We start from the raw sequence: 13,789 nt of genomic DNA, 5'->3' as shown, positions 1-13,789 counted from the left end.
GCCGGCGACGGTGGCGTCCGGTCGGGGCGCCGGGTGGGTGGCCGGGCCTGCCGGGACCGCCGGGTCGGGTGGCTCGGTCATGGCAGCTCCTTCAGGCCGAGGTCGGTCAACAGGTCGCGAGCGAGGGTGAGTTCGGCGGCTATGCCCTCGGTGAGCTGACTGCGGGCGCGGGGCCGCAGTTCGGCCGGCAGGGCCTGCCAGGTGTAGGTCTCGACCTCCAGGTGCCGGGTGAGCGGATGCGGGCCGCCGACGAGTCGGGCCAGTGCGGCCTTCAGGACATCGAGCGTGGAGGTGAGGGGTGCAGCGGGGGCCGCGTGGAGCGGGACGTGGAAGTGGGCGCGCCATGGGGAGGCGTCGGGGAGGGCCTCACCGCTGAGGGCCTGGCCGAGGTCGTCCGTGCCGCGCAGGCCCGCCGCGGTGGCCGTGCGGGTCTGGTGCAGGAAGCGGGGTTCGTCGAAGGCGGCGAGGGCCTCGCGGACATCGGGGAGGTGCGGGTGTTCGGCATGGAGTGCGGCCGACAGCTGGGACTTGACGACAGGGACACGCGCTTCGGTGAGTGCGTCCAGCGCGGAGAGCGGATCTTCGAAGGAGGTGGCGAGGTGGCAGGTGTCGACGCAGATGCCGATGCGGTCGTGTCCGATCGCGGTGAGCGGGGCGATGGCGTCGCCGGTGGTCTCGACGGTGCAGCCGGGTTCGGGTTCGAGGCCGACGCGGATGTCGCGCCCGGTCAACTCCTGCAGGGCATCGAGGCGTTCGGCGAGCGTGCGCAGGGCGGTGCGGGCAGTCTCGGCGCGGCCGTCGTCATAGGCGGTGCGCCAGGCGAGGGGCAGCGTGGAGATGCTGCCCTCGGTGACGTCGTCGGGGAGAAGACCGGCGAGGACACGGGCCAGGGCGGTGGTGTGGTCGAGGCGCTCGGGGTCGGCCCAGTCCGGCTTGTAGACGCGGTACTTGACCTCCTCGGCGCCGAAGCCCTCATAGGGGAAGCCGTTGAGGGTGACGACCTCGAGACCGCGCCGGTCGAGTTCCGTGCGCAGGCCACGCAGGGCGGACGGGTCGGTGACGAGGGCGTGGGCGGCGTCCTTGGCAAGCCACAGGCCGATGCCGAGGCGGTCGCGGCCGAGCCGTCGGCGGACGGGTTCGCAGTGGTCACGGAGTTGGGCGAGGACACCGTCGAGGGTCTCGGCCGGGTGCACGTTGGTGCAGTAGGCGAGGTGGACGGTCGAGCCGTCGGGGTGACGAAAGCGCATGGGTCACGCTCCCGGGGCCGGGGCGGCAGCCGGGTCGTTCCGCTCTCCCGGTGCGCCGACGGGTCCGTTTTCCGCATCCTTCGGAGCCCCGCGGAGGATGGAGTTGCCCTCGTGGGTCGCCTCCGGGGTCACTATGTCGAGGGTGAGGCGACCGCTGAGTCCGTAGAAGGCGACGGGGTTGCGCCACAGCACCCGGTCGACATCGTCCTCGCCGAAGCCTTCCGCGAGCATCAGGTCGGCGACCTTGCGGGTCTTCAGGGGATCGCTTCTGCCCCAGTCGGCGGCGGAGTTCACCAGCACCTGCTCAGGCCCGTACTCACGGAGGATCGCGACCATCCGCTCTTCGTCCATCTTGGTGTCGGGATAGACGGAGAAGCCGAGCCAGCAGCCGCTGTCCTTGGCCTCCTTGACGGTGGTCTCGTTGAGGTGGTCGACCAGGACACGGTCCGGGGGCAGTGCGGATTCCCGGACGACGTCGAGGGTGCGGCGCAGGCCCGCCAGCTTGTCGCGGTGCGGGGTGTGGACGAGCGCCGGCAACTCGTGGGCCGCGGCCAGTTGGAGCTGGGCGGCGAGGGCGGTGTCCTCGGCGGGGGTCATCGAGTCATAGCCGATCTCACCGACGGCGACGACCTGGTCCTTCACGAGATAGCGGGGCAGTTCCTCGAGCACGGGGACGCAGCGAGGGTCGTTCGCCTCCTTGGGGTTGAGGGCGAGCGTGCAGTGGTGGGCGATGCCGTACTGGGCGGCGCGGAAGGGCTCCCAGCCGAGGAGAGAGTCGAAGTAGTCGAGGAAGGAGGCGGGAGAGGTGCGAGGCTGGCCGAGCCAGAAGGAGGGCTCGACGACGGCACGGACGCCGGCGGCGTGCATCGCCTCGTAGTCGTCGGTGGTGCGCGACGTCATGTGGATGTGGGGGTCGAAGAGGCGCATCAGGACTCCTTGCCGTCGGTGCCGCGGCTGCCGCGATCGGCGGCGGGCGCGGGTGGGGTGGCCGTGGGGTCGGTCAAGGTCAGGACGCGGTGCAGGTCTTCGGGCACGGAACGGCCCGCGGCGGTGCGTTCGGCGGCGTAGTCGCCGAGCATGCGGGCGAGTTCGGTGTCGCGGTGGGCGCGGCGGTCCAGGTCGGCCACCGTGTCGACGTGGACACCGGTGAACAGGCACTTCAGGACGGCGTGCCGCCACTGGTGGGAGTCGAGGTGCCGGGCGGCGTAGGGGCCGACGGCGGCGGCGAGGAGCCGGGTGTCGTTGGTGCGCAGGGCGTCCTCGACGAGCGGGAGGGCCTGCGGCCCGGGTACGAGGTGGGGCAACGCGTGCAGGACGGCGCGGCGTTCGGCGGCGGTGCCCTGGAAGTAGACCCGGGTGAGGGCGTCCGCGTCGGCTCGGGCGGCGTGCAGGATCAGGACGCGGGCGGCGTCGGCATGCTCCGGACCGCAGCGGCGCCCCGCCTCGGCGATGCGCAGCTCCCAGGCGGAGATGGGTCCGTGGGTGCCGGGGTTGGCCGCGGCCTCGTCGAGCGCTCGATGGAGCCAGTTGCGGGCGGCTGCGCCGAGGCGGGTAGTGAGGTGGGCGCGCAGGTCGGTGGGCGGGGTCAGGGCGAGGGGTGTGCTTCGGGGGTCCGCCGGGTGCGGGGCGTCCGGCGKGGCCTCGGTGTCCGGTTGGGCCTGGGCCTTGGCTTGCGCCTGAGCGTCGGCATCCGGCCGAGCGTCGGCATCCGGCCGAGCGTCGGCATCCGGCCGAGCGTCGGCGTCCGTGCGGGCCTCGGCTTGCGTGCGGGCCTCGCCCTGCGCCAGCGCATCGGCGGCCGGCTGGGCCTCGGCCTCTGGCGGAGCCCCGGCACGCGAGGGGCTCCCGGCGTCCGGCCCGGCCTCGCTGCCCGTCCCGCTCTCGCTGTGCGGGTGGCCTTCGGGGTCCGCGCCCGGGGTGGCCGGGCTGGTGCGGGGGTGGGTCATGTGGTGCTCCCTTCGGGGTCATGTGGTGCTCCCTTCGGGGGTGGCGGAGGGATCGCCATGGTCATGTGGTGCTCCCTTCGGGGGTGGCGGAGGGATCGCCATGGCGTGGGACGAGTACGGGTGATCGGGTGGACGTGGCCTCGGCGCTGCGGAGGAAGGGGAGGGAGCGTTCGGCGAAGTGGGGGCCCGCGTGGGAGTGGCGGGGCAGTTCGACGACGGTCAGGCCCTGGTAGCCGGTGGCGGAGAGGGCGGCGAGGACGGGCGGGAAGTCGATCTCACCGTCACCGAAAGGGAGGTGTTCATGGATGCCGCGGCGCATGTCCTCGATCTGGACGTGGCGCAGCCAAGGGGCGGCGGCGCGTATGCAGTCCGCCGGCGAGAGGGGTTCGAGGCACTGGCAGTGGCCGATGTCGAGGGTGAGACCGAGAGGTTCCGGGTCGCCGAGCATGCGGCGGAGCCGGTAGAAGTCGGCGAGGGTGGCGAGGAGGTGGCCGGGTTCGGGTTCGACGGCGAGAGGGACGCCGGCGGTGGTGGCGGCGTCCAGGACCGGGGTGAGCGCGTCGGTCAGGCGGTGCCAGGCGGTGTCGGTGTCCGTTCCCGGCGGCGTGATTCCGCTGAAGCAGTGCACGGCGTGGGCCCCGAGGTCGGCGGCCACCCGGACGGCACGGATGAGCAGGTCGACGCGGCGGGCGCGGTCGTCCGGGTCGGGGTCGAGCAGGGAGGGGCCGTGCTTGCGGCGGGGGTCGAGCACATAGCGGGCGCCCGTTTCCACCGTGACGTCCAGACCGAGCGCGTCCAGCCGCTGCGCGAGGCGGTGGGTGCGGGCGGCGAGGTCCGGGGCGAGCGGGTCGAGGTGCATGTGGTCGAGAGTCAGGCCGACGCCGTCGTAGCCGAGGTCGGCGACGGTCCAGGCGACGCGCAGGACACGGTCGAGTCCACGGGCGGTCAGTACGCCGCGTTCCAGGTTCCGCTCCGCCTCGTCCATGGCGCCGATCGCTGCGTACCAACGGCTGCGCAGCTCACGTCCGGGGATCTCGCTGTTGGTGAGCCACGGGGTGCCGGCGAGCCGGGCCGACGCACGCTCGCGGGCCACGCGGACCCGGTCGGCGACCGTCGCGGTGGACTCGCCCCGCGTCCCGCGTTCGGTCAGTTGGGCGCGTGTGATGCGGTCCACCTCGACCCGGAGGTCGACGCGGTCGAGCAGCGGGCCGGACAACCTCGCCTGATAGCGCCGGATCGCCGAGGGTGGGCACTCGCACATGGTGTCCGTCTGGGAGAAGCGTCCGCAGGGGCACGGATTGGCGGCGAGCACCATCAGGAACTTCGCCGGGAAGCGCACCACGCCCGCACTGCGCGCGATCACGACATGGCCGGCCTCCAGGGGTTGTCGCAGTGCGTCGAGGGCCCGGCTGCTGAACTCCGGTGTCTCTCCATCCTTAGGGAGTGCGCGAGCGTCCGTATCGGCGCTGATCTGCGGTGACGCGTCGCGTATGTGTCCGTGACGTTGAGCTGTGCTGGTGTTCATGATTGTGTCCCCCTGTTTTCCAGACTTGGGGATGTCTCATGAGCCATCGAACAGAGGATTAAAGATCAGCAGTCGGCCGCGCGGAGCGCTTCGAGCTGGCTCGCCAGTTCCTGGCGGGCGGTCGAGGTCCTCGCGTACCCAATGCGGATGGGCTCCGCATCCCGCTGCGCGGGCACCGGGCTTGGTAGTGGCGGAGTGATGGCGACGGTCGCGACAGCCGCGACACCCTGTCGAGGCCGGCCAGGGTGGCCAACGCGGTGCCGCTGGCGTGCAGGGCGAGTTCGGGGTGGCTCTTGAGCAAGGGGAAGAGCTGGCCGGTGGCGAGGTGAGGCCAGCGGCGGGCGGTTTCGATCAGTACGGTCAGGGCCTCCCGCCTCGCGGGCCAGAACATCGGCCGCCTCCCCAAGATCGAGCGTGTGGCGCTCTGCACCCAGTGTTCGTGAGATGTTCACGATCTCGACGGCGCTGAGGATCAGGAGGGCTCCGAGCAGCGAACCGGCGATCGCTCCGAAGTCGTGACTCATCTTGTAGTTGTCCAAGTAGTAGCTTGCGCCAAGCGCAGCGATGTTCACCCGACCCTCCCGCTGTGAGTGCAGCGCAGAGCGTAGCGCGCAGGCAAACTGCCGAGTGCCATAGTTGAGCTGCATGGTTCGAGCCTGGGGGGCGGACCTTTGAGGGCCCCGGGTAGTGGTGCCCGAGGCCTTGTCACGTTCTGGCCCGCCGGGGCGTCACTACGTCAGGGCGAAGCGAGTGCAAGGGCCCGCTCCGTCCCGTCGTCCGGCAGGAATGGGCACACATGAGGCGGGCATCACCCTTGCATGGGGGGCTTCGGAGTACAGCCACAGCGCAGGCGCCGGCGGGATCTCCGGCTTTGGGCGGGCATTCTGCTTGTCCTGGCTGGAGTTGCCGGGATGGTGTGGACGGTACGGGCGGCGCGGAGGCCCGGACTCGACACATCTGGGTTCGCCGGGGTTCTGAGCTTCGGTGTGAGTGTGCTTGGCCTGTTGGTCGGGATCGCGTCACTGGCCGTGGCGTTGGAGGGGTACTGGGCAGACCGCCAGGAGGCGGCGGATAGCGTGCAGCTGGCCGACAAGGCCAACGACCTAGCGCGCAAGGTTCGCCAGGGTTGGGAGCTCGAGGCGAAGGCGCGACAGCTGTACGTCGATGGATCTTTGACCGTGTCGTGGCAGCAGGCCCCAGCCGGATTGACCGAGCCTTGGGCGAGGATCTGTGCGGTTGCCGAGAAATGGCAGACGGGCGGCGCGCCGAACCCGGCTGAGTGGGCTGCCGACTCAGCAAGTCTGGGGGGAGCCGGTGCTGAGCGGATCACGGAGGTGTTCTCCAAACGCGTCCCCACACAGCGCCTGGTTGTCTTGGGGCGAGAGGGGGCAGGGAAGTCTGTGCTGCTTGTCCAGCTGTTGCTGGGACTCCATGAACTGCGGATTAAGAACAGTCAGCAGCCCGTCCCGGTGCTCCTCTCGCTGGCGTCCTGGAATCCAGTGGAGGAGAGTGATCTGTTCGCCTGGATGGACCGCAGGCTTTCGATGGACTATGAATTCCTGGGCCAGCCCGCCCCGGCACCAGATAGCTCAATCAGCCTTGCCAGGGCCCTGCTCAACGATAAGCGGATACTTCCTCTGCTGGACGGCTTCGATGAGATCAAACAGGGTTTCCGGATGGAGGCTCTACGGAGAATCAACGCGGCGTTGCTGGCTGGCCAAGGAATCGTTCTAGCTTGCCGCACCGAGGACTATCAGAGCGCCCTGTCAGACGAGCCGGCTGATTCGCAGGCCCGACCGGTACCGCTGGCGCAGGCTGCGGGCATCGAACTCCAGGACCTTGACGTACAGACGGTGCGGGATCACCTGTGCGAAGGCGGCAGGGACGAGCTCCTGTCGCGGCATTGGCGGCCAGTCACGGAGCAGTTGTCTGCCGCAGACGGGGCCGTTACCCTCGCACTCCGCACGCCCCTCATGGCCTCATTGGCCGCCGACATCTACAGCATCCGTCCTGGTGATGCCATTGCAGGGGGCCCGTCGCCCGGCGATCTGATCGTTGACCCGGCCACCGACACACCCCGCACGCGTGGCGAAATCGAGGACCAACTTCTAGCTGGTTTTGTGCCAGCCGCGTACCGCCCGGGTCGGGTGAGGACCCCGTGGACGCCTGAGGAGGCCGAGAGGAGCCTAGGCTTCCTAGCTGGTCATCTGAGGGACAACATGGGCGGCACGACCGACATCGAGTGGTGGAACCTGCGCCGGGCCGTTCCACGGATTGTCCATGCCGTGGTAATCGGGGTGCCGTTCTGGGTAGCGATCGCGGTCGGCACCATTCTGGCCATCCATAATTCTGGGTCTGCCTGGCTAGGCGGCACTCTTGGCGTCGTGACCGCTGGTTGGGTCCTGGGCACCCTCTACGCATTAATGGAGCCAAAGCCGGAGCCCGCCGCGCGGATCCGTGTTTCTTGGCTGAGCGCCGCGATGGTGGTGGGAATCAGCTGCTTCGTGGCCTACCGGGAAGATGTGGGTACCGGGGTCCTGGTGCTTCCTGTAGCCGTAGTGATCGTCTTCTTGGGGTTCGGCCGGAAGGCGACTCAGGACGCCGACACAGTCGTTGCTATGGATCCCCTCTCCCTCCTGGAGCGCGACCGTAAGACCGCACGCACCATCATCCTTGGACCTGCGGTCCTGGGCCTGATCGGCATCGCAGGGCTGCTCACCTTCGGGCTTGTGAGGCAGGGGCCGGCTGCTTTCACTGGTGCTACTGCTGAGCTCCCTTTGACGGAGGTGGCCCTGACCGCGTCGGGCGGGATTGGCCTCAGCCTCTACGGGGGCCTTGCGTTGGCCTTCCGGCATACGGCTTCGCCGGCGCTGACGATCACGTGTTGGTACCTGGCCCTCCGTCGCAAGACACCCCGCAGCCTCGTGAGCTTCCTCGTCGACGCCCACCTGCAACACGGAGTGCTTCGCCGCGTCGGAGCCGTATACCAGTTCCGGCACCTCGACGTTCAACGCCACCTAGCCGACCATCAGTAGAGCCAATGCCAGGTCAGCGGTTTGGGGTGTTCCGCTACTATCGCCCGGCACGCCGCTGGTTTTGGGCCGGGCGCACGCGTGGTAGAAGGGCGCACCCATGGCAACGAGAGAATTGGCTGCCCGCACAGAGCCCCACGTCGCCAGCATGGGCGACCTGGGCAAGCTCGAATTCGTTCCGGAGGTCTTCGGCGACGAGTTCCTCGACAGCTACAACAAGGTCCAGGAAGCGCAGTCCGCGCTCGGCGGTGAGGAGGACCTCACCAAGATGGACCCGGACACGCTGCGCCTGGTCTACGGTGCGATGCGGCACTTCCTGGGCACCCTGATGACTCCGGAGTCCGCCGAGCGCTGGCTACGGTTCGAGGTCGTAAATGCCGGGAAGCTGGTCGACCACTTCCGCACGCGCACCGAGGCCGAGGCGAAGGCCGCCGAGATCGGGCCGACCGCGCGCGTGCAGGACAAGAGCATGCGCATCCCCGACCGCGTCCTGGTCGACCTGCTGGAGTGGGTCACCGAGCTGTACGGAGGCGGCAACGACCGCCCTACTACACCGTCCAGCGGATCCTCGCGAGCGTCGCGCAGGGCTGGGACAGCTGGGAAGGCGAGCTCGCCCTCCAAGGCATCGACCCGCACCGCTGGACGCTCCTCACGATGATCAACGCCGCCGAGGCGGCGATGTACCAGTCCGCCGAGGACGACGCCGAGCGGCGCCGGATCGAGGCCAAGCTGTACGCGCCGCCGATGGCGAAGCGCCGCCCGCGCGGGCCCCGTCCGCCCCGTGAGCAGCCGCAGCGCGGACAGATGCCCGTGAGCGACGCGCGGTCGATGATGGCCCAGCTGGCGGCCCAGGGCGCCCAGCTCGGACTGGGATGAACCGGATAATCTGGGATCGCCGCTGATGCTAGGCCGGGCAACCGAACTCCTCGTGAGGTTGCCCGATGGTCGAGGACGACGTCGACTACGGCCGCGCCACGATCACGATCGACATCAGCGCCGACGCTTATGGCCGCGCGGCCGGTATCCGGATCCAGCGGGGTCTGAACGCCGCGGCGGTCACCGTCCGCGTCGAGCCCGATCTCTCCCGGTTCGACTCGCAACTCCTGGCCGGTCTGCGCTCGCTCGACTCGATCAACGTCCCGGTCGCCCCGGATGTCTGGGTTCGTCGAGCGGTTGCGTGCCCTCCTCGCCGACATCGAGATCCCGATCCGCGTCGTCCCCGACCTGGACGGTTTCGACGCGCGGATCCGGGCCCACAACGCTCCCGACGTCACGGTCAACGTCAACCCGGACATCAACGGGTTCCCCCGGGCGCTGGCCGGCGTCACGCGCATCGCGTCCACGGTCGGCCGGGGCCTGGCCAGCCTCCTCCAGTTCGGTGCCGTCGGCATCGCGGCCGCCGGCGCAGCGGCCGGTGTCGGCGCCTTCCTGGCCGCGCTCGCCGGGTTCCAAGCCGCTGCTGGGACGCTGCGGCTAGCCCAGGTCCCACACCCGCACCGTGTAGTCGTCGTCGCTGGTGGTGAGGGCGTGAGGGCGGCCGTCGATCTGCGTTACTGCCACCGCGAACACCGGGCCGGTGTGGCCAGTGAGGGTGGCACGTTCGGTTCCCGCCTCCAGGTCCGACACCCGCACCGATCCGTCGACACTGGTGGTGAAGCCACCCCTCATGAGGCAGTCCGTCACACCCGTCGACTTCGCAGGCCCACCGCCGCGCCGACAGCTCATCGGCCCGGACCAGCTCCGCGACCTCAGCCCTCAGCTGTTCATCGGTCATCACCGCCGGGTCCGCGAAGTCCTCGACCATCCGACGCTTGGCCCACCCCCGGGTCACTGCGCGCCCTCCGACAGCCGACGCTCCAACTCCTTACGCAGCTGGCTCATCCGAGCCCGACGCTCCTCATCCGACAAGGAGGTCACGTCCACGCCCATGTCCTGGTCCTCGACCATCCCGCCCGCCGGCGCCTCACCCACGGCCCGGCGCTCGATCTCCGCCGCGACCTGGATATACCGCAGCAACTCCGACGGCGCAGCTCCCGCGGGTCCAACGTCTGAAGCCGAGCAACCGCCTTGCTCTGCCCTGCCTGCGCCAACTTCGCATGCCTACGCGCGATTTCACGCCGCGCCTGCGACTGCTCCGCAAGAAACAACCGATCCTGCTCCCGGTCGTACGCCGACGCCCGCACCACCCACGCAAACCTCCGCGACCACCGGCCTACCAGCGCGCGGGACTTATCCAACTCCAGTTCCACCTTCGTGACGCTGCGCGCCGGGCCGAGGTCGCGGTACACGACACACCGTCCAGCGGTACGCCCGCGCCGCCCGCTGGCAGGACATGGTCYAGGGCCGAAAGCGTCAACTCCCCAGCAAACTCGATCCGTTCAAGCCGTACCTGCAACAACGCTGGGCCGAGGCCGATGGAAAGGAGACCATCCTCGACCTCTACCGCGAGATCACCGCCCGCGGCTTCCGCGGCCACTACTCCACCGTCCGCGACTGGGCCCGGCGCGACCTGCCTCGGCCAGAAGGCTTCACACCCGCCCCGCCATCACCGTCGGTACGACGGGTGACCGGCTGGCTAACCCGGCACCCGGCCACCCTCACCGAAGAGGAGAAACTGCACCGCAAGGTCGTGCTCGACCGCTGCCCGGAGTTGGAGACCGCGGCAGGCTTGGTCGGCTCGTTCGCGGAGATGCTCACCATGCTCAGCGGCACCCGTCTGCCTGAGTGGATCACCGAGGCCACGGAGGCGAACCTGCCCGGCATCAGTAGCTTCGCCATCGGCCTGCATAGCGACTTCGACGCGGTGACCGCCGGACTGACAACGGACTGGAACTCCGGCCCGGTCGAAGGCGCAGTCAACCGGATCAAGATGCTCAAACGGCAGATGTTCGGCCGCGCCGGCTTCGACCTCCTGCGCAAGCGCGTCCTGCTCAACAGATGACCGACGTTTCAGGGGCCCGTCATGCTGGGGCGTACCCGTCATCGACCACATCGGGAGCCACACCGAGAATCAAGTGCTCGAGGGCATGCGGCATCCGTCCGAAGCCGGCCACCCAGGTCTCGACGAGGTAGATCTCGCTGCCTTCGTCGATGGCCAGGAAGAACCGGCCGTGATCAAGCTCGCCAAGCGGGAAGAGGCGACGCCCGATTGACTCGCTCCACTCCGAGAACCGGTCTTCCTCGCCCCAGCACAACTCTGGGACCAACTCGAACGGTGTGCGCGAACAACTGATTCCTGGCCCGCTGATGTTCACGGTCAGACCGCCGAACTCCCGCAGGAAAACCTCCGCAGCGTCGTGCATCACGAGGCCGGTCTCTTCGAAGATGGCTCGCCAACGACTCGTGTTCACCTTCCTTCCCGACGTCCATCCCGAAGCGTCCAGAACCTCGCGCACCTCTGCCGGCCAGCCGGTCATTATGAACCCCACTCCTCATCCAGGGGTGAAGAGCGATCATCTCAGCGCGCGTCATCAAAGAACAGCGTGTGACCGCGCCACGGAACTTGTGCCAGACCCCGTCAGCGGCTCCACCGAGGCGAGCCCAATCGGCCCCACCGGCAGGGGCGTTCGGGAGTAGTGAGGGGGGTGGCGAGGCGAAGTGGCCCCACCTTGGGCCTTGCGGTGGAACCGTGGTTGTGGTCCGCCGAGGGTGGGTGCTGTGGATGGCCTTGTCCAAGCAGGAGTTGTTCGACCGGATTGGCCGGGACAGCTGGCAGCTGGGGCTGTCGATCCGGGCGTTGTCGCGAAAATACGGGGTGCACCGGCGTCTGCTGCGAGAGGCGCTGGCCTCGCCCGTGGCCCAGCAGCGTAAGCGGCCGGTGCGGATCTCGGTGAGGTTGTGCAGGCGGGCGATGCCGAGCATGGCGTGGTGCACGCCGTCGCCTTTGAGGCGGCAGTCGCGGAGGATCTTCCAGCCCTTCATCCGCGCGAAGGTGTGCTCGACGCGGGTGCGGACCTGTTTGGCTTCCGGAGCTCAGGTGCGTGATCGCGCCGTATCAGAGGGACGAAACGAAGACTGAGGCTCCCGCTGTCGCTCGCCGCTAAGGGTTACGGGACAGCCCTTAAAGCGTGTTGCACAAGGCTGTGTTCGGGCAGGCCAGAGCGGGTGAGCGGGGTTGTCTGGTCATGATGCGAGGGCGAGGTTGTGCATGTGGGCGACGGCCTGGACCGCGTGGTGGAGGCCGTCGCCTCGTTGGCGGCAGTCGCGGAGGATCTTGTAGTTCTTCATCCGGCCGATCACATGCTCCACCCGCGCACGCACCTTCCGGTGGGCTGCGTTGTCGTCCTCCTCGCCCGCCAGCAGGGGCCGGTGGGGGCGGAGGTCCGGGGCGAGCGGGTCGAGGTGCATGTGGTCGAGAGTCAGGCCGACGCCGTCGTAGCCGAGGTCGGCGAGCAGGGCCAGGGCGTCGTCGAGACGGAGGTCGGCGAGGCCGTTGGTGCCGTAGCCGAAGCGGAGGGGGGTCACGGCGGGCACTTGAGGGACGGGGGCGGTGGCCTGCTCGGCGCTGGTGCCGTGAAGGTCGTCGTCGGTTTCCGGTGCCCCGGCAGGGCGGCCCGGTTCGGTCGTCGCGTGGCTCATGTGATGCTCACCCTCCTTCCGAACCGGCGGCCCAGCGGGGCGAGTGCCGCGATGAACAGGGCGGTAGGGCCGGCTCCGGATCGGGCGCACAGAGCGGCCTGGAGCGGGATCGTGGCGCGGATGCCGCCGCCGACGGCTCGTTGGGTGAGCGGAGGTGAAGGGTTGAGGGTGGCGTGGAAGTAGGGGCGGGCGGCGGTCGCGGCGTAGGTGGCAGCCAGGGCTGTGGTGAGGGCGTGGGCCGGCGGCCAGGCCCAGGTGGTCGGCCACGCTTGGCCGGGACTCGGTCGTCGGTGCCGGCCGGTCGCAACTGCGGCGGTGGCAGTGAGAGGGGCCGGCGGACGGTGGGCGGCTGCCTCCGGGCGGGCGCCTCCCGGGCCGGTTCCCGAGGGTCGGTCTGTCTGGGAGCCGGTGGGGCGGTGGGCGAGGACGCGGCTGAGGAGGGCCGTCGTGGTCAGGGCCGCGAGGGGCGCCAAGGGCGAACCGCCCTTCGTCTCCTGGCGGGACACCACGGTGACCGCGAGCGTGTGGGTGCCGAGCAGGGCGGCTGACGGGAGTGCCGCGCGGGTGTGGCCAGTGGTGGCCGCGGCGCCGAGGAGGAGGTCCAGGGCCCGGGCGGTCGCCATGGCCGCGGGACCGAACGGGGTGTGCTTGAGGGCGAGGTCGTAGGCCCAGACGGTGGCTGCGAGGGGTGCGGCGATCGTGAGGGCCGGGCGGCCGGCGCGGGCCGCGAGGGCCAGGCCGGTGCCGGTCAGGGCGCAGGCCGCGGTGAAGGCAGCGGCGGGGTGGACGCGGCCGGACGGGAGAGGGCGATGGGGGCGCTCCTCGGCGTCCTCCGCTCGGTCCGCCCAGTCGTTGAGGGCCATGCCGGCCTCATAGAGACAGAGGGAGGAGCCGATGGCGAGCAGGGTGCGCGGGGTGGGCCGGGCTCCGGCGACGACGGCACCGCTCAGGGCGTCGCCGGGGACGGTGAACAGGGCGGGGAGCCGCAGCAGTTCGGCCCAGGCCCGGCTACGGCTCACCGCCGCTCCCCCGCAGCCGACTCGCGCCGATCGGCACCCTGGACGGCAGCCTCATCTTCGGCCCCGCGGTCACCCACGCCGCGAGCGGCAGCCTCCTCGGCGGGCTCCTGGTGACCGGCGCCCCGCGCGGCAGCCTCCACACCGGACTCGTGGTGACCGGCGCCCCGCCTGGCAGCCTCCTCACCGGACCCATGGTGACCGGCGCCCAGAACCACAGCCTCCTCACGGGACTCCTGCTCCCCGACACCCCAAGCACCAGCCTCCACAGCCGACCCACCCAGACCGACGCCCAGAACCACAGCCTCCACACCGGACTCCTGCTCCCCGACACCCCAAGCACCAGCCTCCACAGCCGACCCACCCAGACCGACGCCCKGAACCYCAGCCTCCACACCGGACTCCTGCTCCCCGACACCCCAAGCACCAGCCTCCACAGCCGACC

16 protein-coding genes and 2 pseudogenes are annotated in these 13,789 nt (G+C 69.9%); 5 read left to right on the top strand and 13 right to left on the bottom strand.

What is annotated here, in order from left to right:
- Positions 1-77: 77 nt before the first annotated feature.
- The 6 genes and pseudogenes from eboE to EAO75_RS46515 form a co-directional block, all read right to left on the bottom strand.
- Positions 78-1,247 (bottom strand): metabolite traffic protein EboE, encoded by a 1,170-nt coding sequence (gene eboE, locus EAO75_RS09295; protein ID WP_147994583.1) that lies wholly within the window; start codon positions 1,245-1,247, stop codon positions 78-80.
- 3 nt (positions 1,248-1,250) lie between these two features.
- Positions 1,251-2,174 (bottom strand): TatD family hydrolase, encoded by a 924-nt coding sequence (locus tag EAO75_RS09290; RefSeq protein WP_147994582.1) that lies wholly within the window; start codon positions 2,172-2,174, stop codon positions 1,251-1,253.
- Positions 2,174-2,836 (bottom strand): EboA domain-containing protein, encoded by a 663-nt coding sequence (locus EAO75_RS09285; protein WP_147994627.1) that lies wholly within the window; start codon positions 2,834-2,836, stop codon positions 2,174-2,176. Before EAO75_RS09285 ends, EAO75_RS09290 begins: the two co-directional genes overlap by 1 nt.
- Before the next feature lie 418 nt (positions 2,837-3,254).
- On the bottom strand, positions 3,255-4,367 hold the full coding sequence (locus tag EAO75_RS09280; protein ID WP_261989219.1) for a sugar phosphate isomerase/epimerase family protein: 1,113 nt from the start codon (positions 4,365-4,367) through the stop codon (positions 3,255-3,257).
- A pseudogene (locus EAO75_RS47130) lies at positions 4,356-4,718 on the bottom strand (ATP-binding protein); the annotation flags it as partial. The pseudogene EAO75_RS47130 and the gene EAO75_RS09280, both read right to left, overlap by 12 nt.
- A gap of 65 nt (positions 4,719-4,783) precedes the next feature.
- Positions 4,784-5,365: a hypothetical protein gene (locus tag EAO75_RS46515; protein WP_222723933.1), complete on the bottom strand. Its 582-nt coding sequence runs from the start codon at positions 5,363-5,365 to the stop codon at positions 4,784-4,786.
- Between the two features lie 171 nt (positions 5,366-5,536).
- Between EAO75_RS46515 and EAO75_RS09270 the strand changes: the two genes are divergently transcribed.
- From EAO75_RS09270 to EAO75_RS09260, 3 genes are all read left to right on the top strand, one after another.
- A complete protein-coding gene (locus EAO75_RS09270) occupies positions 5,537-7,753 on the top strand; it encodes an NACHT domain-containing protein (protein WP_147994580.1) in 2,217 nt (738 codons plus the stop codon).
- Positions 7,754-7,850: 97 nt separating this feature from the next.
- Positions 7,851-8,408, top strand: a complete 558-nt coding sequence (locus tag EAO75_RS09265; RefSeq protein ID WP_147994579.1) for a hypothetical protein — start codon at positions 7,851-7,853, stop codon at positions 8,406-8,408.
- Positions 8,405-8,626 (top strand): hypothetical protein, encoded by a 222-nt coding sequence (locus EAO75_RS09260; protein ID WP_147994578.1) that lies wholly within the window; start codon positions 8,405-8,407, stop codon positions 8,624-8,626. Before EAO75_RS09265 ends, EAO75_RS09260 begins: the two co-directional genes overlap by 4 nt.
- Positions 8,627-8,881: 255 nt before the next feature.
- On the opposite strand, the gene EAO75_RS09255 is transcribed toward EAO75_RS09260, so the two are convergent.
- The 3 genes from EAO75_RS09255 to EAO75_RS09245 all read right to left on the bottom strand — a co-directional run bounded on the left by EAO75_RS09255 (position 8,882) and on the right by EAO75_RS09245 (position 9,766).
- Positions 8,882-9,202, bottom strand: a complete 321-nt coding sequence (locus EAO75_RS09255; protein ID WP_147994577.1) for a hypothetical protein — start codon at positions 9,200-9,202, stop codon at positions 8,882-8,884.
- A 21-nt stretch (positions 9,203-9,223) separates the two neighbouring features.
- The gene (locus tag EAO75_RS09250) at positions 9,224-9,418 is read right to left on the bottom strand and encodes a hypothetical protein (RefSeq protein WP_261989216.1); all 195 of its coding nucleotides are present in this window, start codon (positions 9,416-9,418) and stop codon (positions 9,224-9,226) included.
- Between the two features lie 159 nt (positions 9,419-9,577).
- Positions 9,578-9,766 carry a hypothetical protein gene (locus tag EAO75_RS09245; protein ID WP_147994575.1) on the bottom strand — a complete coding sequence of 63 codons (189 nt, stop codon included), beginning with the start codon at positions 9,764-9,766 and terminating at the stop codon, positions 9,578-9,580.
- A gap of 316 nt (positions 9,767-10,082) precedes the next feature.
- Between EAO75_RS09245 and EAO75_RS09240 the strand changes: the two genes are divergently transcribed.
- The gene (locus EAO75_RS09240; RefSeq protein WP_147994574.1) at positions 10,083-10,691 is read left to right on the top strand and encodes a transposase; all 609 of its coding nucleotides are present in this window, start codon (positions 10,083-10,085) and stop codon (positions 10,689-10,691) included.
- Positions 10,692-10,710: 19 nt separating this feature from the next.
- Here EAO75_RS09240 and EAO75_RS09235 read toward each other — a convergent pair whose 3' ends face one another.
- From EAO75_RS09235 to EAO75_RS09220, 4 genes and pseudogenes are all read right to left on the bottom strand, one after another.
- Positions 10,711-11,166, bottom strand: coding sequence for an SUKH-3 domain-containing protein (locus tag EAO75_RS09235; RefSeq protein ID WP_147994573.1), 456 nt, complete (start codon positions 11,164-11,166; stop codon positions 10,711-10,713).
- Positions 11,167-11,581: 415 nt separating this feature from the next.
- Positions 11,582-11,710, bottom strand: a pseudogene (locus tag EAO75_RS09230) (transposase); the annotation flags it as partial.
- Positions 11,711-11,872: 162 nt separating this feature from the next.
- Positions 11,873-12,328: a transposase family protein gene (locus EAO75_RS47125; RefSeq protein WP_261989215.1), complete on the bottom strand. Its 456-nt coding sequence runs from the start codon at positions 12,326-12,328 to the stop codon at positions 11,873-11,875.
- The gene (locus EAO75_RS09220; RefSeq protein WP_147994572.1) at positions 12,325-13,347 is read right to left on the bottom strand and encodes an SCO3242 family prenyltransferase; all 1,023 of its coding nucleotides are present in this window, start codon (positions 13,345-13,347) and stop codon (positions 12,325-12,327) included. The genes EAO75_RS47125 and EAO75_RS09220 overlap by 4 nt, the downstream gene beginning before the upstream one ends.
- Positions 13,348-13,457: 110 nt before the next feature.
- On the opposite strand from EAO75_RS09220, the gene EAO75_RS46510 reads away from it, so the two are divergent.
- Positions 13,458-13,789: hypothetical protein (locus tag EAO75_RS46510; RefSeq protein ID WP_222723932.1), on the top strand; the 332-nt coding region annotated here is incomplete at its 3' end.

The organism is Streptomyces sp. UW30 (genome assembly GCF_008042075.1).
GTDB lineage: Bacteria > Actinomycetota > Actinomycetes > Streptomycetales > Streptomycetaceae > Streptomyces.
This window is presented reverse-complemented; position numbering and strand designations above follow the sequence as displayed.